Source organism: Sphingomonas sp. P4_G3 (assembly GCF_056401105.1).
The window spans coordinates 245,162-263,589 of sequence record NZ_JBFUJZ010000003.1 but is presented as its reverse complement, the minus strand read 5'-3'; the positions used below and the strand labels follow the sequence as shown (position 1 = coordinate 263,589).

The window sequence follows — 18,428 nt, the reverse complement described above, 5'->3', positions numbered from 1 at the left end:
TGATTCGCTGAAAGGGTAGATCGACTACATCTGTAGTCAACAATGATTCCTGTCGGAACAACGGTATCGCGATTTGTGCTCACGAAAAAGCGAGCGGCGACGCCGCCCATTCGGCGCGTGCCCGCGCGATCAATGTCTTGAGCGTCGCTGCCTGCCGCCGCCACGCGCCCTCGGTCGCCGCGTCCCAATGGTCGATCGTGTCGCGCAGCGCATCGATCGCGAAGTCGACGAACACATCATATTCGTCCTGGCGGAGCTCGCCGTAATTGCGGTGGTTGAAGACGAGTTCGGCAACCTGGCTCCAGACCCATTTACGATCCTGTGCCAGCCCGTACATCCATTGCAGCGTCTCGTCGGTCATCCGCACCGAGGTGGCGTCGACATGGATGAAGATCGCGCGGCGCTCGGGAAAGCGCGCGAAGAAGCGGTCGAACAACAGCCCGCGCATCGCGGCCTCGCGGCCGTCGAGCGCGATCAGGCTCGCTTCGATCAGCGGGGCGTCACTCATCGTCGGCCGAGCGATAGATGTCTTCGTCGAGCTCGCCTTCCCAGCGCGCGACGGTCGTGGCGACGGCGAGGTTGGCACACGCGCTGGGCACGGTGCGGGTCATGTCGAGCAGGCGGTCGAACGGTAGGACGAAGCCGACGACGAGCGCGGTCTGCTCGGGCGGGACGCCGACCGCCGACAGCACCGCGGCGAGCATGAACAGCGACGCGGAGGGGACCGGCGCGGTGCCAAACGCGGCGAGCGATCCGGTGAGCAGGACGAGCAGGTATACCGAGGGCGTCAACGGTGTGCCGAACGCCTGGAGCGCGAACAGGCTGAGCAGCCCGACATACATCGCGGTGCCGTCCTTGCCGATGCTCGCGCCCAAGGGCAGCACGGTCGAATAGACCGGACGGCTGATGCCGAGATTGTCCTCGGACACGCGCATCGCGACGGGGAGCGTCGCCCCGCTCGACGCGGTCGAAAAGGCGACGACCAGCGCGTCGACGATGCCGCGGAAGAAGGGCAGCACCGGTAGCTTGGCGACCAGGCGCAGCAACAGGCTGTGCACCACCAGCATCTGGATCAGCGACCCGACGACCACCGCCAGCGCGAGCCAGCCGACATGGACGAAAACCGCGGCGCCATTGGCCGCGACCGCATTGGCGATCAGTGCGAACACGCCGAACGGAGTCGCTTCCATCACGATCGTCACGACCTTGAGCAGCACCGCCGAGGTCGCCTGGAGGAACGTGGCGAATGGCTTGCCCGCTTCCCCGGTCAGCACCGTGCCGACCCCGAACAGGATCGCGACGAAGATGAGGGCGAGCATGTCGCCCTTGGCCAGCGCATCGACGATGTTGAGCGGAATGATAGCGATCAATTGGTCATAGGGCGTGACCGGCGTGCCCAGCGCGTGCGGCGCGGCGGTGCCGAGCGGGGCGCCGGCGCCGGGGCGGATCACGGTCGCGACCAGCATGCCGACCGACACCGCGATCGCGGTGGTCGCCGCGAACAGCCCGATCGTGCGCGCGCCAAGGCTGCCGAGCTTCCTGGGATCGGCGAGGCTGGTGATGCCGGCGGCGATCGTCACCAGCACGATCGGCGCGACCAGCATGCGGATCGCGCGGACGAACAGGTCGCCGATGAACTGGACGTACGGGGCGCCCGCCGGCCAGGCGAGCGCGAAGATCACGCCGAGGATGAGCGCGCCGACGACGCGCTGCCACAAGGGGATGGCGAACCAGAAGCGCAGAGGGTTCACAGGCTCTCACCCTTCCCATCGCTGGCGCGATGGGCCCCTTCCCTCTCCCGCATGCGGGAGAGGGAGGGAGGCGCGAAGCGCCGGAAGGGTGAGGGCAGCATTATGAACAGGTGCCGGGCGTCGGCGTATGCGGCAGCGCGCGGCCGGCGGCGGAGCCGGTCAGCTTGCCGTTGTCGACCGCGACCTTGCCATTGACGACGACGGTCTTCACGCCGGTCGCCGGCAAAGTCGGCTGCTCGTAGGTCGCCTGCGCGGCATAGGTCTTCGGGTCGAACATCACGACGTCGGCGAACGCCCCAGGCTTGAGCTCGCCGCGTCCGGTCAGTCCGAACCATTTGGCGGTGACCGACGAACTGCGCTCGATGAAATCGCGCAGGCTGATCACCTTATCCGCGACGACATATTTGGCATATTTGCGCGCGAACGTCCCCCAGACGCGGGGGTGGCCGCTCGACGCGTCGCTGTCGGTCATCACCCAGGGCTGCTTCATGAACGCGGCGATGTCGGCTTCGCTCTGGTTGAACGAGACGACCCCGGCATCGTGCACCCGGATCGCCGCGATCGCGGCCGAGACCGGATCGGTCTTCATTACCGCGGCAATCTCGTCGAGGCGTTTGCCGCGCCATTGCCCCTCCGTGATCAGCAGCGAATGCGGCCCGCCACGCTTGCGCATATTTTCGGCGATGCCTTCCCGCAGCTTCTGCTTGAGCGCGGGATCATCGAACCGCTTGATCAGCGCGGCATCGCCACCGTCCTGCGCCCAGAGCGGGATCAAGGAGGCGACCAGGCTCGTGCCTGAGGCGGACCAGGGATATTGGCTGGCGGTGATGTTGACCCCGGCCGCGCGCGCGGCGTCGATCTTGGCGATGATCGCCGGCGCCATGCCCTGGACATCGACGCCCAGCGCCTTGATGTGACTGATATGGATCGGCATCCCGGTCGCCTTGCCGATCTCGATCGCTTCGTCGATCGCGGCGGCGAGGCCGACGGTGTAGCTCGATTCGTCGCGGATATGGCTGTCATAATAGCCGCCGCGCTTGGCCGCCTCTTGCGACAGCGCGATCACTTCGTCGGTCTTGGAAAAGCTCTGCGGCGCGTAGAAGAGCCCGGTCGAAAAGCCGATCGCGCCTTCGCACATGCCCTTGGCGACCAGCGCCTTTTCCTTGTCGAGCTCGGCCGGCGTCGGCGCGCGATTGGCACCGCCGATCACTTGGCTGCGGATCGCGCCGAAGCCGACATAGGTGACGAAGTTGGGCCCGACCGGCTTGGTCTTGGGCGTCGCCAAGGTCGCGGCGACATCGGTGCCGCCGCCGCCATCGTTGCCGATGAACGCGGTGGTCACGCCCTGGAGCAGGAAGGCGGGGATCAGCCGCGTCTTCGCGTCGGCCGAGGCGAGCCAGGGGCCGGCATGGGTGTGCGGATCGATGAAGCCGGGCGCGACGATCATGCCGGTCGCGTCGATCGTCCGCGCGGCGGCGATTTTCAGGCTCGGCCCGACCGCGACGATCTTGTCGTCCTTGATCGCGACATCGCCCGTGAAGGGTGCGGCATCGCCGGTATAGACGGTGCCGCCGCGCAGGATCAGGTCGGCTTGCATGGCGGGGGAGGGTGCGGCGCCGATCGAACAACCGGCGAGCAAGGTGGCGGTAAGAGCGAGGCGCAACTTCATGGCCGCGATCCTTTCGGTCGCGGCAGTCGGCGTCAAGGATGGGCTAGCGATTCCTCGGTGATGGTATAGCTCGAGTGCATACCCTTGTCGGTCGGCACGTCGGTCGCGAAATAGGCCACGCCGGTGCCGCTGGCGGAGTCGACCCACAATCCGGATTTGAGACCATAAGCGTCGCCAAGATGCCCGAACCGCCGCTTGCCGTCGCCGAACGGATCGTCGCGACACCCCGCTTGCGGCGTCGGAATCACGAACATGCCGAGGCCATAGCTGCACACCCAGCCGTCGCCGATGTCGCCGTTCTTGCCGTCATAGGTCCAGGCGGGCGTCTCCATCATCTTGAGCGACGCGGGCGAGAGCAGCCGCACACCGTCGACCTTGCCGTTGCCGAGCAGCATCCGCCCGATCCGCTCGAGCCCGCGCGCCGAGATATGCAGCCCCGATTGCGGCGCGAAGATAGCGCCATTTGCGCCCGCCTTCCAGCGCGAGAGGTCGCAGCTGCCGTCGGTCGCCGGTGTGACCGGGCAGGCGGGGCGCTTGCCGTGATTGTCGTCGCGCGTCACCTGACCGCCGCGGAACAGCACCACGCCATGCGCGATCGTGGCGTCGTCGCACGTATCCCATTGGTAGCAAGCGTTGAGCCGGAGCGGCTTGATCACCAGCCGATCCATCAGCCGGTCGAAGCGTTCGCCGGTCGCCCGTTCCATCACCGCGGCCACGACCGGGAAGTTGAAATTGGTGTAGCGGAAGAAGCTGCCCGGGGCGTGCTCGGCGTCCCATGCCTTGGGATTGGCCAAGGTCGCGCGCATGTCGCCATCTAGCGGCAGGACATAGTCGATCGTGTCGGTCAGGCTCGAACGATGCGACAGCAGCAAGCGGAGTGTGATCGGTGTGTCCGGGAAAGCCGGATTGCGAAAGGTGTAGCCGAGCCACTTGGATATGTCCGAATCGAGATCGAGCTTGCCCTGCTCGACCAATCGCATCACCCCGATCGCCGTCACAAGCTTGGAGATCGAGGCGATCCGCACCGGGTCGTCCGGCGTTACGCCGCGATTGACCGCCGGATCGGCGAAGCCCTCGGTGCGGGCCGAGGTCTCGCCCTTGCGGTCGAACGTGACACGAACCGAAGCGACGGGTTGCGCAGCGCTCGCCGCGGCGAACAGGAGGAACGACAGCATGGGACGAGGCTAAGGCGCGCCGGTGTTCTCGGCAATGGCCGTCGCATTCGTCATGTGCACGACCGGATTGAGTACTGCCGCGTGGCAGTGCCTCAGTAGATGCCGGTACACGCACCGGGACCCTTGTCGCGATTCTGGTCGCAGGTCCCTATGACGGACGTGAGACGCTGCAACGTAGCGAAATCACGCTGGTATCGCGCCGGGGTGGTTACGAGCGTCAGCTCCACCTCATATTCTTTTTGACGGTAGAGCGAGGCGATTCTGACGATCCTCAGCCCCGCCTTTGCCTTCATGGCGCAGACCGGGCGCTCGCTGCCGAACAGGCGCATGGTCGCGACCTGGCGGCACGATCTTGCGGTTAGCGGGCGAATACCGTCGTCGATGAATGTCCTGTCGTAATAGACCTCGATACGCGGCGTCGTGCCAGGTTCGAAACCACGTGCGATCGACGGGAAACCGATGCCGTAACACCGGCGAGGCGGAGTGAGGAAAAGGATCGTCCCATGGTCCGTTCCTGTCCAGTCGGTTGGAATTGGGCATGTCCAGGTTTCGCGCAGCGATGGGAAAGCGAGCGCATAATTCTGGCTCGTATATCGTCCATGGGCGCGTTGTGGCGAATAGGGTCTGGAGGTTTCGGCGAGAAGCAGGGCCACAGCGCTAAGCAGCATCGTCATTCTCCGGGGAGCAACGAAGGATATCGCAACCGCCGCCCCTGGCAATCGGGGCCGTCGCACTTCGCACTCTTGCCGTGTCCTGCCCCGGAGCGGCTATTTGCTGAGCGCTCCCGGCCCTGTCGGAATGCTTGTGCGGCCGCCATCGTCGAACGACCCGGCGCGATAGAGCAAGGTGATCGACACGCGGCGATTGCGCGGGTCGGCGGGGTTGTTCTCGATCATCGGCTCGCGGTCGGCGACGCCCTCGATGCGGTAGAAGCGATCCTCGACCAGTCCGCCCGATGCCAGCCGGCGGCGCGTCGCTTCGGCGCGGCCGGTCGACAGCATCCAGTTGTTCATCGCCAGCGGATTGCCATAGGCCAGATTGTCGGTGTGGCCGCGGATCATGATCGGATTTTCCATCGCCTTGACCGATCCCGCGATCATGCCGATCAGGTTGCTTGCTTCCGGCACGAGCTGGGTCGTGCCGAGCGAGAACATCGAATAATCGGCGTCGTCGACCAGGTCGATGCGCAAGCCGTCGCGGGTCTGGACGAATTTCACGTGGCTCGCGAGCTTGGCGAAGGCAGGCGACTTCATCGCCTGTTCGAGCTTGCGTTTCATGTCCTGGAAATTCTTCTGATCCTCGGCGGTCAGCCGTGCCTTGAGCGAGCCCTTTTCGCCCGAGCCGATATTGGACCCGCCGGTCGCGCCGACGGGAATGGTCAGCGACTTGGTGCCGGTCTGCGAGGCCTTGTGCGGGTAATTGTCCTTGTCGGTGATCGACGATCCGCCAAACATGCCGTTCGACCCCGCGCTATTCTCCTTCATGTTGACCAAGGTCGGGGAGAAATAGTCGGCGATGCCTCTGCGCTGCTTCTCGGTCGTCGCGCCGAGGATCCACAGCAATAGGAAGAACGCCATCATCGCGGTTACGAAGTCGGCATAGGCGACTTTCCAGGCGCCGCCATGATGCGCGCCATGGGCCTCGATATAGATCTTCTTGACGATGATCTTCGGGGGCTGATTGCTGCCGTGGGGAGCGCGCGCGGCCATCAGGCGACCTCCGCTTTCAGCAGGATATTGGTTCGCGCAGAGGCGCGGACGACGCCGAGAGGCGTTGCCCGGCCGCGCCGGCGGCCCTTCGCTCTGAGCGGCCCGGAATAGCTGCGCTGATGCGCGGGTGAACGCCTTTGCGTCCTCTGCGCCTCTGCGCGAATATCAAGGACGAACGCCGGCCTCTGCACGATCAGCGTCCACGCAGACCGTCGAAGACCTCGGCGAACGCGGGCTGGTTCGAATGCGCGATGCCCGAGCGCGCGGCCTCGATCACCAGCGGCTGCGGGTGACCGTGCAGCGAGGCGATGATGATCTGCTTGACGACGTGATAGATCGCCGCGTCGGCTTCGATGATCTGCTTGAGGCGCGTCGCCAGCGGGCCGACCATGCCATAAGCAAGCAACACGCCCAGGAAGGTACCGACCAGCGCCGAGCCGATCATCGCGCCCAGGATCGCGGGCGGCTTGTCGATCGAGCCCATCGTTTTCACGACGCCGAGCACCGCCGCGACGATACCCAAAGCGGGCAGCGCGTCGGCCAGGTTCTGCAGCGTCCCCTGCGGCCCCTCGACTTCGTGGTGGTGGGTCTTGATCGCGTTATCCATCACTTCCTCGACCGCGTGGACGTCAAGCGTGCCCGACGAAACGACGACGAGGCGCAACGTGTCCGCGATCAGATTGACCAAGGTGTGGTCGGCGAGCAGGCGGGGATATTCGGCGAAGATCGCCGACGATTTGGGGTCCTCGACATGCGGTTCGAGCGCGATCGGCCCGTCCATCCGCAGCATCTTCATCAGCTTTGAGACGAGGAAGATGACGTCGAGATAATCCTGTTTCTTGTATTTCGGCCCCTTCATCACTTTCATGATGCCGCTGCCCAGGCCTTTCAGCTCCTTGGGCGAGTTGCCGATGATCAGCGCGCCGGCCCCGGCGCCGCCGATGATGAGCATTTCGTGGGGAATGGCCTCGAGCACGGGCCCCAGCGCGCCGCCGGTGAAGACGAACCCGCCGAAGACCATCGCCAGTAGGACAACGAGGCCGATTGCCGGAAACATCTTAGCTCTACTTACCCCCTGCAATCACGGCCTAACCGGATAACGACCGGTTCGATCGATGGTTAACCGGCTTTTCGTAGCCAACCGGTTAAGGACGTTGCGGTTTGTCGATTCAGCGGAGCTGAACCGGGTGCGGCGCCACCCTCCGCAGCATCGCTGGAGCGGCTGCGGAGGGTGGCGCCGCCGGACTTATTTCAGGAAGTCGAACAGCGACATGCTGGCGAGCTTGGTGAAGCTCGCCTGGGTCGCCTGCAAGACCGTCATCGTCTTCTGCAAATTGGTGATCGTCGCGGTGACGTCGGTGTCCTCGAGCGCCGATCGGGCCGCTTCGCGATTGGTGGCGATATCCTTGAGTCGCGAGGTTTCCAGATCGACTCGCGCTGCGCGGGCGCCGAGCCCGGCCTGGACGCTCGCCGCCTGGTCGTTGGCTGCCTGCAGCGCGTCGCCGGTCGCGCCGGCGATGGTCGAGACGTTACCGGAGCCCCTGAGTGCGGCCGAGAGCGAGGAAATGGTGGAGAGAATGTTGCCACCGCTCGAATCGACGAACACGCGCGCGGCCGAATCGCCGGGCTGGATCGACTCGTTGGCGCCGACCGGGATCGATGTCGGGCCGGTGGCCGCGAAGCTGAACGTGCCATCGGCATTCCTGGTCACGGCATCGGCGTCGCCATTGGCGAACACCGCAGCGCCGCGCGAATCCTTGACGTTGGCATAGCTGACCAGATTGGTGACGATGGCGTCGAGCTGGTCGGCGATCGCCACGCGATCGCTTGGCGACAGCGTACCACTGTTCGCCTTGACCGCGAGCTCCTTGGCTTGCTGGAGCGCGTCGGTGATCGAGCTCAGCGTGCTGTCGGCCTGGCTCAAGGTCGTGCCGGCGAGCGTCAAATTGCCGCCATAAGCGAGGTCGTCGGCGCCATCGCGCGCGAGGCTCTGCAGCCGCCGCCAGGACACCGCGTCGTCGGATGGCGCGTTGATCCGCTTGGTCGTCGCAATCTGCGTCTGCAATTGATCCGCGGTCGTGGTCAGCGACTGCATATTCTGTTGGTTGAACGCGTAGAATTGGTTGGTCGAGATCTGCATCGGGGCTACCTGATATCGAGGATCGTCTGCATCGTTTCGCGCGCGACCTGGATGACGCGGCTGGTCGCCGCATAGGCCTGCTGGAAGCGCATCAGGTCGACCGCCTCGCTGTCGAGATTGACGCCGGAAGCGCTATCGCGCGCCGCGACGGCGTTGCTGTGGATCGTGTTCTGCGCCGCGGCCACCGCCTTGCGCTGCGACAGGGTCGCGGCATTGGCGGTCGTCATGTCGACGATGCGATTCTCGTAACCGGCAGACGTGCGCAGCGCGGCGAGTGCCGTGAGGTTGGTGTTGTCGCGAGTCCCGCCGCCGACCGCTGCCGCGGCGATGCCGCGCGGGTCGTCGAGGGTGACCATCATGTCGGCGGTACCGCCAGTGCCGAGCGCGAACAGCGGCTGGCCGGGATTGCCGTCGAGGTCGCGCCCGCCGGCCTGGACCGTGTTGACCCCAGTGGCAAAATCCTGGGCCACGGCCTGAAGTTGGCTCTTGGCGTCGACCACCCGCTGCATCGAATCGACCACGCCCGCCAGCGCGCCGCCGCTCGGGGCGAGACTCTGTTGCGCGGCGCCGTTGAGCACATTGAACGACACCGCGCCGGCCGAATTGGAGGTGTAGATGACCGTCGCGGCCTGCGCGCCGGAGACCAGGACGGGGCCGGCGCTGCCGCCGCCATGCACGGTGGCGCGGCCGATCGCATCGAAGTCGACCGAGATGTCGGTCAGCGCGCTCATCTGTTCGAGCACCTGGTCGCGCTGGTCGAGCAACGCCGCGGCGCCCGCAGTGCCGGCGGCGGCGCGACTGAGGCCGTCATTGATCCGGGCGAGCGTGGCAGTTGCGGAATTGAGCGATTCGACCGACGAGCGCGCGGTGCCGTCGAGATCCTGGGCAACCTGATCGAGCGCCTTGCCGGTACTCGAAAACGCGCTGGCGACGCCGGACGCGGCTTCGAGCATCGAGGCGCGCGCGCCCAGCGATGTCGGATCGGCGGCGAGCGTGGTCGAGGCGGTGAAGAAGTCCGACAGTCGGGTGCTCAGCTGATTGCCGTCGAGGCTCGATTCGATGCGGTCGAGCCAGGTGACGCTGGTCTCGGTCCGCGCCAGGTCGGAACCCGCGGTGCGAACCTGGGCCGCGGCGTAGAAATCGCCGGCGCGGACGATCCCGGTAACCAGTGAGCCCATGCCGTTGAGCGACGTGTTCTTGCCGACCGCGGCCACCTCGGAGGTCGAAGCGGAGCGGCGCGAATAGCCAACCGTGCCGGCGTTGGAGATATTCTCCGACACGGTGTTGAGCGCGACCTGATAGGCCTTGAGCCCGCTCGCGCCGATCGACAGCATGTCGCTCATGACGTGGTTCCTGCGTCAGGCGTGGCCGGTGCGGGGGACGCCGCCGATGTGGCTGAGGCGGCCGCTGCATCCTGCAGCGCCTTTTGCGATTTCGCGAGGAACTCGGTCATCGCCTTGCCGATGCCGATCGGCTGATGCGCGGCCATGCTCTCCGCGACTTGCTTGTCCTGCATGTCGCGAAAGGTTTCCGAATTCTTGGAGTCGAACAATCCGTCGCCCAGATTGGCCTGGCGCATCGACTTCAGCATCATCCCGATGAACACCGATTCGAACTGCTGGCCGGCCTTTTTAAGATTGGCACGCGACGTCAGCCGGCTGGTGTCGGTCGAGATGCCCGCCGTCGGCTGGGCCAAGGGCTGGGTCGGTGAAGGAATATCGGTCACAGGATGATCAGGTCCGCTTTGAGCGCACCCGCTTCCTTGAGCGCCTCGAGGATCGCTACGAGGTCCGACGGCGTGGCGCCGATCGCGTTCACCGCCTTGACGATATCGGCCAGCTTGGGTCCCGGGTTCATCAGGAACATCGGACGCTTCTCTTCCTCGACACTGACGCCGGATTTCTGTTCGTTGGCGGTCTGGCCCTGGCTGAACGGGGCGGGCTGGACCACGGTCTGCTTCTCGTCGATGCGGACGGTCAGCTTGCCATGCGTGATCGCGGCGGCGCCGACGCGGACGGTTGAATTGATCACGACCGTACCGGTCCGGGCATTGACGATCACGCGCGCGGGTGGGTCGGCCGAGGTGACAGTCAGGTTCTCGATCTCGCTCATCATCGTCGCGCGGACATCGGCGCCGGCAGGGGCGTTGACCTTGATCGACACGCCGTCGACCGCGTCGGCGACGCCGCCGCCGAACCGCGCGTTGATCGCGGTGGCGACATTCTGCGCGGTCGTGAAATCGGCGCGGGCGAGGTTGAAGACGAGCGTCGGCGCGGTTTCGAACCCGGTATCGACCGTGCGTTCGACCGTGGCGCCTTCGGGGATACGGCCGGTCGAGGGGACGTTGACGACGACCGACGATCCGTCCTTGCCCTCAATGCCCAGGCCACCGACCGCGAGGTTGCCCTGCGCCATCGCATAGATCTGGCCGTCGGCACCCATCAGCGGGGTCATGATCAAGGCGCCGCCGCGCAGCGACTTGGCCTTGCCCATTGACGCGACGGTGATGTCGATCCGTTGACCGGGCTTGGCGAAGGCCGGCAATTCGGCGGTGATCATCACTACCGCGGCGTTCTTGAGGCCGGGATTGACGCCGGCGGGCAGCTGCAGGCCGAAGCGCGACGCGACCGCCTTCATCGATTGCATGGTATATTCGAGATTGTCGTCGCCCGTGCCGGCCAGACCGACGACGATGCCGTAACCGGTCAGCTGGTTGCTGCGGATGCCCTGGAATCCGCCCAGGTCCTTGACGCGATCGGCGGCGGCCGGGGTCGCGGCGAAACCGGTCATCAGAGTCAGGAAGACGAGCAGGGCACGCAGCATGGGAGTTTATCCAATCATTCGATTAGGTCGGCATGTCGCATGGAGATGGTTAAGAGGACGCTAACCATCAAAACGGGCTGATCACCGAGAAGAAGCGGCCGAGCCAGCCCTGGCGGCCGGCGCGAGCGACGTCGCCCTTGCCGGTATAGGCGATGCGGGCATCGGCGACGCGGGTCGACAGCACACGATTGTCGGCGCTGATATCCGCGAAGCGGACGAGGCCCTTGATCTGGACAAACTCGTCGCCGCGGTTGAGCGTGACGCGCTTCTGCCCCTGCACCAGCATGGTGTTGTTGGGATAGACCGCGACGACCGTGACCGAGACTTCGCCCGACAGCGAGTTCGACTGGTCGGCGGTGCCCTTGCCGTTGAAGTTGCGCGCGCCGCTGACCGATGCGTCGCTGGGCTTGAACAACGACAGCGCGCCAGTGCTCGGCGGGGTCAGGCTGAACCCGCCGCCCGAATCGAGCTTGGAGGACGAGGATTTCGACGCCTGGGTGTTCTCGACCAGGACGATGGTCAGCGGATCGCCGACCTTCCTCGCCACCGAGCCTTCATACAGCGCGGCATAGCCGTTCTGCGGCTGGAAGATCGATCCGTTGGCGGGCGCCGACGGCGGTGCCACTGGCGGGGCGGCGGAATAATCCTCGGCCGGCTTCTTCTTGCCGAACAGGCGCGCCTCGGCGGGCGCGCCGGCCGACAGAGCGAGCCCGATCGCGGCGGTGCCGAGGGCGATGGTGGTGACGATGCGCATCAGAGGTTCTGATTGACGTATTTGAGCATGTCGTCGGTGGCCGAGATCATCTTGGAATTGACCTCGTAGGCGCGCTGGCATTCGATCATGTCGACCAGTTCCTCGACGACATTGACGTTCGACGCCTCGAGCATGCCCTGGCGGACGGTGCCGCGACCATCTTCGCCCGGCACGCCGAGATTGGCGGCGCCCGACGACGCGGTCTCGAGCATGTAATTGTCGCCCTTTGACTGCAGCCCGGCGGCATTGGGGAAGTTCGCGACCTGAAGCTGGCCGAGCTGGGCAGGTTCGGTCTGGCCGGCGATCGTCGCCGACACGGTGCCGTCGGTGCCGACGGTGATCTGGGTCGCACCCTCGGGCACGGTGATGCCGGGCATCACCTGATAGCCTTCGTTGGTGACCAAGAGGCCTTCGGGCGAGCGCGAGAAATTGCCCGAGCGGGTATAGCCGAGCTGGCCGCCGGGCAGCTGCACCTGGAAATAGCCGTCGCCGTCGAGCGCCAGATCGAGCGCGTTGCCGGTCTGCTGCATCGTTCCCTGGGTTTCCATCCGCGACGTGCCCTGGATGCGCACGCCGGTGCCGAGGTTGAGCCCGGTGGCGTATTTGCTGTCGCTCGACGATTGCGCGCCGGCGGCGGTCACCGTCTGATAGGACAGCGTCGCGAACGACGCGCGGTCCTTCTTGAACCCCGTCGTATTGACGTTGGCCAGGTTGTTCGAGATCACCCGCATCCGCATGTCCTGGGCGTCCAGGCCGGTGCGGGCGATGTGCATCGCTGCGCTGCTCATCTCATTCTACTCCTTAGCTCGGCATCCGCATCACGGATGCGGCGCTTTCGTCCATGTCCTTGGCCGATTTCATCAAATTGGCCTGTACTTCGTAGCTGCGCTGGTTCTCGATCATGTCGACCAGCGACTGCGTCATGTTGACGTTCGATTGTTCGAGTGCGCCCGAGATGCACTTGGCATTCTCGTCGGTCGGCAGGATACCGCCGCCCTGCACGTGGATCAGATTGTCGAGCCCCTTGCTGGTCTGCGATCCTTGCGCGCTGGCGAATTTGATGCGGTCGATAACCTGCGGGTTCTTGGCGTCGCCGCCGACCGGGATGATCGAGATCGTCCCATCCTGCGCGATCGAGACCGAAGTCGCGGGCGGCACGGTGATGGGGCCCCCCGACCCCATCACCGGGAAACCGTCGCCGGTTTCCAAAACGCCCGTCGCAGAGATGCTTAGATCGCCGCGGCGCGTATAGCCCTCACTACCATCATTCGCCTGAACCGCCATCCACTGGTCACCCGGAATGGCAATATCGAGGTTGCGCCCGGTGGTGGTGACGGCGCCGGCGCTGCGGTCGAAATCGGTTATGTTCTCCGACGCCGGCTGGCGGCTGTCGAAGCCCGCGCCCTTGAGTAGCAGGCTGTTGAAATTGACCTTCTCGGCCCGGAAGCCGATCGTCGACGCATTCGCCATATTGTTGGCGATCGCCGCCTGCGCCGCCATGTGGCTCTTCAGCCCCGACGCCGCGGTATAGATCAGCTTGTCCATGCTTTAGCCCCCAATGCCTCGATCATCAGCTGCGGATGTTGAAGATCGTCTCGGAAATCTGGCTGGCCGTATCGAGCGCCTTGGCATTCGCCTGGAAGTTGCGCTGCGCCGCGATCAGGCTGACCAGTTCCTCGGTGATGTCGACGTTCGACCGTTCGATCGTCGACGACATCAGATTGCCGAAGCCGTCGCTGCCCGGCGAACCGACCACCGGCGCGCCCGACACACCAGTCGCCGCCCAGGTCGAGTCGCCCAGCTGGCGAAGGCCGGCCGGATTGGTGAAGTTCGCCAGCACGACCTTGCCCAGCGACTTGACGTCGCCGTTCGAGAAGCTGGCCTTGACCATGCCGTCGCCGTCGACCGTGACGCCCTGGAGCTGGCCGATCGCGGCGCCGTCGGCGCTGCGCGAGGTTATATTGAACGCTGTCGGCGTCTGTGCGCTCGCAGCGCCCAGGGTGAAGTTGATCGACTGCGCCGCGGTGGCGCCCGTCGGGGTGACCGGATCGAACGTCGTAGCGCCGGTCGGCGCGGTCATCGCACCAGTCGCATCGAACGACATGGTGATATGGTCCGACCCGCCCGCGGTCAGCGGCTTGTCGCCGATGAAGCTATAGGCCGACCAGGTCGATGGCGCACCGGTCGTCTCGCGCTTGAAATAGGTGGTCATGGTCTGCGGATTGCCCGCCGAGTCATAGACGGTGGTCTGCGCCGATTGATTGTAGCTCGACGGATCGAAGCGATCGAAAGTCGCGGTGGTCGGCACCGCGGCGCTCGACGGCATATTGACCGTCATGCCGACATTCTGGGTCGGGCTGGGCGTGCCGCTGGTGGCCGGCAGCTGCAGGCTGATGGCCTGGTCGAGCCCGCTCGCGACGACCGCGCCCGATCCGTCGACCGGATAGACCTGGAGATAATCGCCCTGGGCGTCGGTGACATAATGGTCGGGGTCGACCTTGAAGCCGCCGTTGCGAGTGTAATTGACGTTCGACCCGTTGAGCTGCGGCTTGATCGCGAAGAAGCCGTCACCCGAAATGGCGAGATCGAGCGCGGATGCCGACTGGATGAAATTGCCCTGGCTGAATTGCTGGACGTTGCCCTTCACCATCGTGCCGGCGCCGACCATCATCGTCGGCGACAGGTTGACGCTCGAGGCGATGACGTCGGCGAATTCGGTGACGCTCTTCTTGAAGCCGTTGGTGTCGACGTTGGCGAGGTTGTGCGAGATCGTCGACATCTGGGTCTGGGCGGCGGTGAGGCCGGAAAGCGACGTGTAAAAGGACATGGTTCAGGCTCCTTGGGAGTTTATTTGGATCAGCCGATCTGGCGAACGGCGGAGAGGTCGACGTTGCCGATCCCGGCGACGTTGAGGACGGGGCTGCCCGAGCTGGGCATCGAGACCGAGGTGACCGGTGCCCAGACCAAAGTGTGGGTGGCGACCGTGGCGCCATTGGCATTGGCGTTGCTGACGACCTTGAACGGGCCCGCGCCGGCGTCGGTGCCGGCCTCGGTCTTGCCGTCCCAGTCGAAATTGACCGTGCCTTTGGTCTGCGCGCCGAGGTCGAGGGTCTTGAGCGTGTTGCCATCCTGGTCCTGGATCGTGACCTTGAGGTCGCTCGCGGCGCTGTCGACATCGACCGCACCGGCAATGCCGCCGGTAGTGCGGCCGAACGCGGTATCGCCTTGGGTCAGCACGGTCTTGCCGACATAGGCAAGCGCGTCGTTGGCCGAGGTGCCGGTCAGCTTGTCGGCGATCGACTGCAGCGTCGTGTTCATCTGCGAGATGCCTGACAGCGACGAGAATTGCGCCATCTGCGCAACCATCTGGGTATTATCGACCGGGTTGAACGGGTCCTGGTTCTGCATCTGCGCGGTCATCAGCTTCAGGAAATCGGCCTGACCGAGCGTTTGCCCGGATCCGGCCGGCGCGACTGTCGGCGTCGATGCGCCGGTCCGTCCGATGCCGATATTGGCGAGCGTGGTATCGAAGGTCGAGGTCATCTCTTATTTCCCAAGCTTGAGGGTATCGAGGATCAGCGACTTGGCGGTCTGCATGACTTCGACATTGTTCTGGTAGCTGCGGCTGGTCTCCATCATGTCGACCAGTTCGCGGGTCTCATCGACCGCCGATTCCCAGACATTGCCGTCCTTGTCGGCCATCGGATTGGCGGGGTCGTAGCGTTTCGTCGGGGTCTCGCCGGCAGTGACGACGCTTTCGACGTCGACCGTCGACATGCCCGATGCCTTGTCGAAGCTGGTGCGGAACACCGGCTTGATCGTGCGATAAGCAGTGTCGGCCGAACTCGCGACCGACCCGGCATTGGCCAGGTTGGAGGCTGTTGTATTCATACGCACGAGCTGCGCGCTCATCGCGCGGCCCGAGACCTGGAAGATCGTGAGCGGTCCGTTGCCCATGATTATTCGCCCCTCAGCGCGCGGGTGATCTGGCCGATCCGCCCGTTCAGGAAAGACAAGGTCGTCTGATACTGGACGGCGTTCTCGGCAAAGGCGGTCTGCTCGGTCGACAGGTCGACCGTATTGCCGTCGAGGCTGGGCTGCAGCGGCACGCGATATTTCGTCGCGCCCGCGAGCCCGGTGTCGGTCAGCCCGCCCGAGCCGGTCGCCGAGGACAGTGCCTGCTGAAAGTCGATGTCGCGCGCCTTGAACCCGGGGGTCGAGGCGTTCGCGATATTGGAGGCAAGCACGCCCATGCGCTGACCGCGCACTTCGAGCGCCGCCCCATGTATCCCGAACAGAGTGTTGTCGGCCATTGCCGTCACCTCGCGTGAAATCCTGCGCGATAGGTCAGCAAGGGGCGTGCCAATTGCCGTCCGGGAGGCGGTTGGGCCGGTTTTGCCGAGGGAGAGCGGCCAAAACGGCAAAAGCTTGCCGGGAACGGCAAGGTGGATTGCCGGTTTGCCGCTTCCCATTCCCCTCCCTGGCCAGGGAGGGGTTAGGGGTGGGTCGGGCGCGAGACGGCTTGAGCGGAGGGAATTTCCTCCTACCGCACGGGCAGAAGCTCGCTGCGCTCGCACCCACCCCCGACCCCTCCCTTGCAGGGAGGGGAGTCTGACGGGTCAAACTGGCACCATGCTTGCAGTACATCGCGCATATGACGACGGATCCCATCACGCTCGGCGCTTTCCTCGACCCTGCCGCGATCGGCATTGTCGCCGGCGGCACTGTGGTCGCGACCTTGTTGCGGACCTCGCTCGGCGATGTCGGGCGCGGTGTTGGCGCGCTCGGCGCGCTGGCGCGCAAACCGTTCGACGCGACGCCTTTGGTCGACCAGATCGCCGCGCTCGGCCGGATCGCGCGCCGTCACGGCATGCATGCGCTCGATCGCTCGGTGATCGCCGACCGCGACGTCGCCGCGGCGGTTGCCGGGATCGTCGACGGCGCGACGCCCGACGAGATCACGCGCCAGCTCGACGAACGCCGTCGCGCGCGCATCCTGCGCCACGCCGCCGCCGCCGACATGTGGGCAGGCGCCGCCGAGGTCGCGCCCGCCATGGGCATGGTCGGTACCCTGGTCGGGCTGGTGAAGATGTTCTGGGCGATGACCGACCCCGCCGCGATCGGCGCGGGGATGGCGGTCGCCTTGCTCGCAACACTCTATGGTGCGCTGGTCGCCAATCTGATCGCGATGCCGATCGCGGTGCGCCTGCGCCGCCGCGCGCGCGCCGAAGCCGAAGAGCGCACGCGGCTCGTCGCGCCGCTCGCCGCGCTGGCCGAAAAGGGGCGCGTCAAGGCGCCCACCAGCTTCACGCCGGCGGCGGTATGAGCGAGATCGATCTGCTCGATCCGCCGCCCGCGCGGCCGCTCTGGCTATGGACGCTGGCCGATCTGGCCTTGTTGCTGGTCGGCTTCTTCGTGCTCGTCCAGGCGACCGATCGCCAGGCGCTGGCCAGGGGCTTGCGCGAGGGGTTCGGCGGCAAGCCGGCGACGACCGCTGCGATCTCCACCCCCGCCGATCCGATCCCGCTCGCTTCCGCCGCCGCCGGGTTCGCTCCCGGCTCGGCCAGGATCGTCATCACCGACGGCCTGCTCGACTTCGCGATGGAAAGCCTGCGCGATCCGCGCGTCACCTTGCGTATCGCCGGCAGTGCCGAGGGGACGAAGGCCGATAGCGACCCAACCACCGGCAGCGCTCAGATCCTGGCCAGCGACCGCGCCCGCGCGACCGCAAGCTGGCTGATCGCCCACGGCGTTGCCGCCGACCGTATCATGATCGCGACGCCGGGAACCGGTCGCCGCATCGCGCTGGTGACGATGAGCTTCACTGGCGATCCCGTCAGGAAACAACCATGACTCGCACTCCATTCTTCATCGCGCTGATGCTTGCGGCGAGCCCCGCCGCGGCGCAGAATTTTCAGAGCACCATGCTGATCGACAAAGCGGTCGGGGGTTTCACCGGCCATGCGATCGGCGAGTCGGGCGGCGCGCGCACCGCGGTCGACACGCGGCTGAAACTTGCGACCTGTCCGATGGTCTCGCTCAATTGGCGCACCGACAGCCACGATTCGGTGGTGGTGACTTGCACCGATCCGCAATGGCGCATCTTCGTGCCCGTGATGATGCCGGCACGGCCCGTGCCTGCCGCGACGCCGGCAGCGGCGGCGCCCGTCGTCGCGGCCAAGGCGGCGATCGTCATCAAGCGCGGCGATCCGGTGACAGTGGTCGCGGGCGATGGCGGCTTTTCGGTGACGCGCGACGGTATCGCGACGACCGACGCGGCGGCCGGCGCGCGCGTGCTGATCCGCGTCCAGGACGGCAAGCCGCCGATCCAGGCGATTGCGGTCGAGCCGGGCAAAGCGATGATTCCCGGCGCGGAATAATTTTTTCTAAAGAATTTGGGCAGGCGG

At 65.6% G+C, this 18,428-nt stretch carries 21 protein-coding genes; 3 read left to right on the top strand and 18 right to left on the bottom strand.

All coding sequences use genetic code 11. The features are described 5' to 3' along the window. Positions 1 to 79: 79 nt before the first annotated feature. From AC1DQQ_RS09350 to flgB, 18 genes are all read right to left on the bottom strand, one after another. Positions 80 to 508, bottom strand: a complete 429-nt coding sequence (locus AC1DQQ_RS09350) for a globin family protein (RefSeq protein WP_478030778.1) — start codon at positions 506 to 508, stop codon at positions 80 to 82. Next, positions 501 to 1,751 carry a dicarboxylate/amino acid:cation symporter gene (locus tag AC1DQQ_RS09345; protein WP_478030777.1) on the bottom strand — a complete coding sequence of 417 codons (1,251 nt, stop codon included), beginning with the start codon at positions 1,749 to 1,751 and terminating at the stop codon, positions 501 to 503. Before AC1DQQ_RS09345 ends, AC1DQQ_RS09350 begins: the two co-directional genes overlap by 8 nt. A 100-nt stretch (positions 1,752 to 1,851) precedes the next feature. Continuing rightward, complete coding sequence (locus tag AC1DQQ_RS09340; protein WP_478044985.1) at positions 1,852 to 3,420, bottom strand: N-acyl-D-amino-acid deacylase family protein; 1,569 nt, start codon at positions 3,418 to 3,420, stop codon at positions 1,852 to 1,854. A gap of 32 nt (positions 3,421 to 3,452) precedes the next feature. After that, positions 3,453 to 4,595, bottom strand: a complete 1,143-nt coding sequence (locus tag AC1DQQ_RS09335) for a serine hydrolase domain-containing protein (protein ID WP_478044984.1) — start codon at positions 4,593 to 4,595, stop codon at positions 3,453 to 3,455. Between the two features lie 92 nt (positions 4,596 to 4,687). Continuing rightward, complete coding sequence (locus AC1DQQ_RS09330; RefSeq protein ID WP_478044983.1) at positions 4,688 to 5,263, bottom strand: hypothetical protein; 576 nt, start codon at positions 5,261 to 5,263, stop codon at positions 4,688 to 4,690. A gap of 99 nt (positions 5,264 to 5,362) precedes the next feature. Further along, positions 5,363 to 6,304, bottom strand: a complete 942-nt coding sequence (locus AC1DQQ_RS09325) for a flagellar motor protein MotB (RefSeq protein WP_478030769.1) — start codon at positions 6,302 to 6,304, stop codon at positions 5,363 to 5,365. A 193-nt stretch (positions 6,305 to 6,497) separates the two neighbouring features. Beyond that, positions 6,498 to 7,361 carry a flagellar motor stator protein MotA gene (motA, locus tag AC1DQQ_RS09320; protein WP_478030768.1) on the bottom strand — a complete coding sequence of 288 codons (864 nt, stop codon included), beginning with the start codon at positions 7,359 to 7,361 and terminating at the stop codon, positions 6,498 to 6,500. A 189-nt stretch (positions 7,362 to 7,550) separates the two neighbouring features. Next, positions 7,551 to 8,444 (bottom strand): flagellin N-terminal helical domain-containing protein, encoded by an 894-nt coding sequence (locus AC1DQQ_RS09315; RefSeq protein ID WP_478042508.1) that lies wholly within the window; start codon positions 8,442 to 8,444, stop codon positions 7,551 to 7,553. A gap of 5 nt (positions 8,445 to 8,449) precedes the next feature. After that, positions 8,450 to 9,787, bottom strand: a complete 1,338-nt coding sequence (gene flgK / locus AC1DQQ_RS09310; protein WP_478030765.1) for a flagellar hook-associated protein FlgK — start codon at positions 9,785 to 9,787, stop codon at positions 8,450 to 8,452. Then, on the bottom strand, positions 9,784 to 10,170 hold the full coding sequence (locus AC1DQQ_RS09305) for a rod-binding protein (protein WP_478042506.1): 387 nt from the start codon (positions 10,168 to 10,170) through the stop codon (positions 9,784 to 9,786). Before AC1DQQ_RS09305 ends, flgK begins: the two co-directional genes overlap by 4 nt. Continuing rightward, positions 10,167 to 11,267, bottom strand: a complete 1,101-nt coding sequence (locus tag AC1DQQ_RS09300; RefSeq protein WP_478030762.1) for a flagellar basal body P-ring protein FlgI — start codon at positions 11,265 to 11,267, stop codon at positions 10,167 to 10,169. The genes AC1DQQ_RS09305 and AC1DQQ_RS09300 overlap by 4 nt, the downstream gene beginning before the upstream one ends. A gap of 67 nt (positions 11,268 to 11,334) precedes the next feature. Then, positions 11,335 to 12,021, bottom strand: a complete 687-nt coding sequence (locus tag AC1DQQ_RS09295) for a flagellar basal body L-ring protein FlgH (protein ID WP_478030761.1) — start codon at positions 12,019 to 12,021, stop codon at positions 11,335 to 11,337. Then, on the bottom strand, positions 12,021 to 12,809 hold the full coding sequence (gene flgG, locus AC1DQQ_RS09290) for a flagellar basal-body rod protein FlgG (RefSeq protein ID WP_478030759.1): 789 nt from the start codon (positions 12,807 to 12,809) through the stop codon (positions 12,021 to 12,023). The genes AC1DQQ_RS09295 and flgG overlap by 1 nt, the downstream gene beginning before the upstream one ends. Before the next feature lie 13 nt (positions 12,810 to 12,822). Continuing rightward, positions 12,823 to 13,566: a flagellar basal-body rod protein FlgF gene (gene flgF, locus AC1DQQ_RS09285; protein WP_478030758.1), complete on the bottom strand. Its 744-nt coding sequence runs from the start codon at positions 13,564 to 13,566 to the stop codon at positions 12,823 to 12,825. A gap of 25 nt (positions 13,567 to 13,591) precedes the next feature. Next, positions 13,592 to 14,848, bottom strand: a complete 1,257-nt coding sequence (locus AC1DQQ_RS09280; RefSeq protein WP_478030756.1) for a flagellar hook protein FlgE — start codon at positions 14,846 to 14,848, stop codon at positions 13,592 to 13,594. Between the two features lie 29 nt (positions 14,849 to 14,877). Further along, positions 14,878 to 15,564: a flagellar hook assembly protein FlgD gene (locus AC1DQQ_RS09275; protein ID WP_478042503.1), complete on the bottom strand. Its 687-nt coding sequence runs from the start codon at positions 15,562 to 15,564 to the stop codon at positions 14,878 to 14,880. A gap of 3 nt (positions 15,565 to 15,567) precedes the next feature. Next, on the bottom strand, positions 15,568 to 15,978 hold the full coding sequence (flgC, locus tag AC1DQQ_RS09270) for a flagellar basal body rod protein FlgC (protein WP_478042501.1): 411 nt from the start codon (positions 15,976 to 15,978) through the stop codon (positions 15,568 to 15,570). Positions 15,979 to 15,980: 2 nt separating this feature from the next. Continuing rightward, positions 15,981 to 16,334 (bottom strand): flagellar basal body rod protein FlgB, encoded by a 354-nt coding sequence (gene flgB, locus AC1DQQ_RS09265; protein ID WP_066807891.1) that lies wholly within the window; start codon positions 16,332 to 16,334, stop codon positions 15,981 to 15,983. Between the two features lie 341 nt (positions 16,335 to 16,675). Between flgB and AC1DQQ_RS09260 the strand changes: the two genes are divergently transcribed. The 3 genes from AC1DQQ_RS09260 to AC1DQQ_RS09250 are packed head-to-tail and all read left to right on the top strand — an operon-like array spanning position 16,676 to position 18,401. Next, positions 16,676 to 17,347: a motility protein A gene (locus AC1DQQ_RS09260; RefSeq protein WP_478044981.1), complete on the top strand. Its 672-nt coding sequence runs from the start codon at positions 16,676 to 16,678 to the stop codon at positions 17,345 to 17,347. Beyond that, entirely contained in the window at positions 17,344 to 17,874 is a 531-nt protein-coding gene (locus AC1DQQ_RS09255; protein WP_478044980.1) for an OmpA family protein, read from the top strand. Before AC1DQQ_RS09260 ends, AC1DQQ_RS09255 begins: the two co-directional genes overlap by 4 nt. Further along, on the top strand, positions 17,871 to 18,401 hold the full coding sequence (locus AC1DQQ_RS09250; protein ID WP_478044978.1) for a flagella basal body P-ring formation protein FlgA: 531 nt from the start codon (positions 17,871 to 17,873) through the stop codon (positions 18,399 to 18,401). Before AC1DQQ_RS09255 ends, AC1DQQ_RS09250 begins: the two co-directional genes overlap by 4 nt. Positions 18,402 to 18,428: the final 27 nt, after the last annotated feature.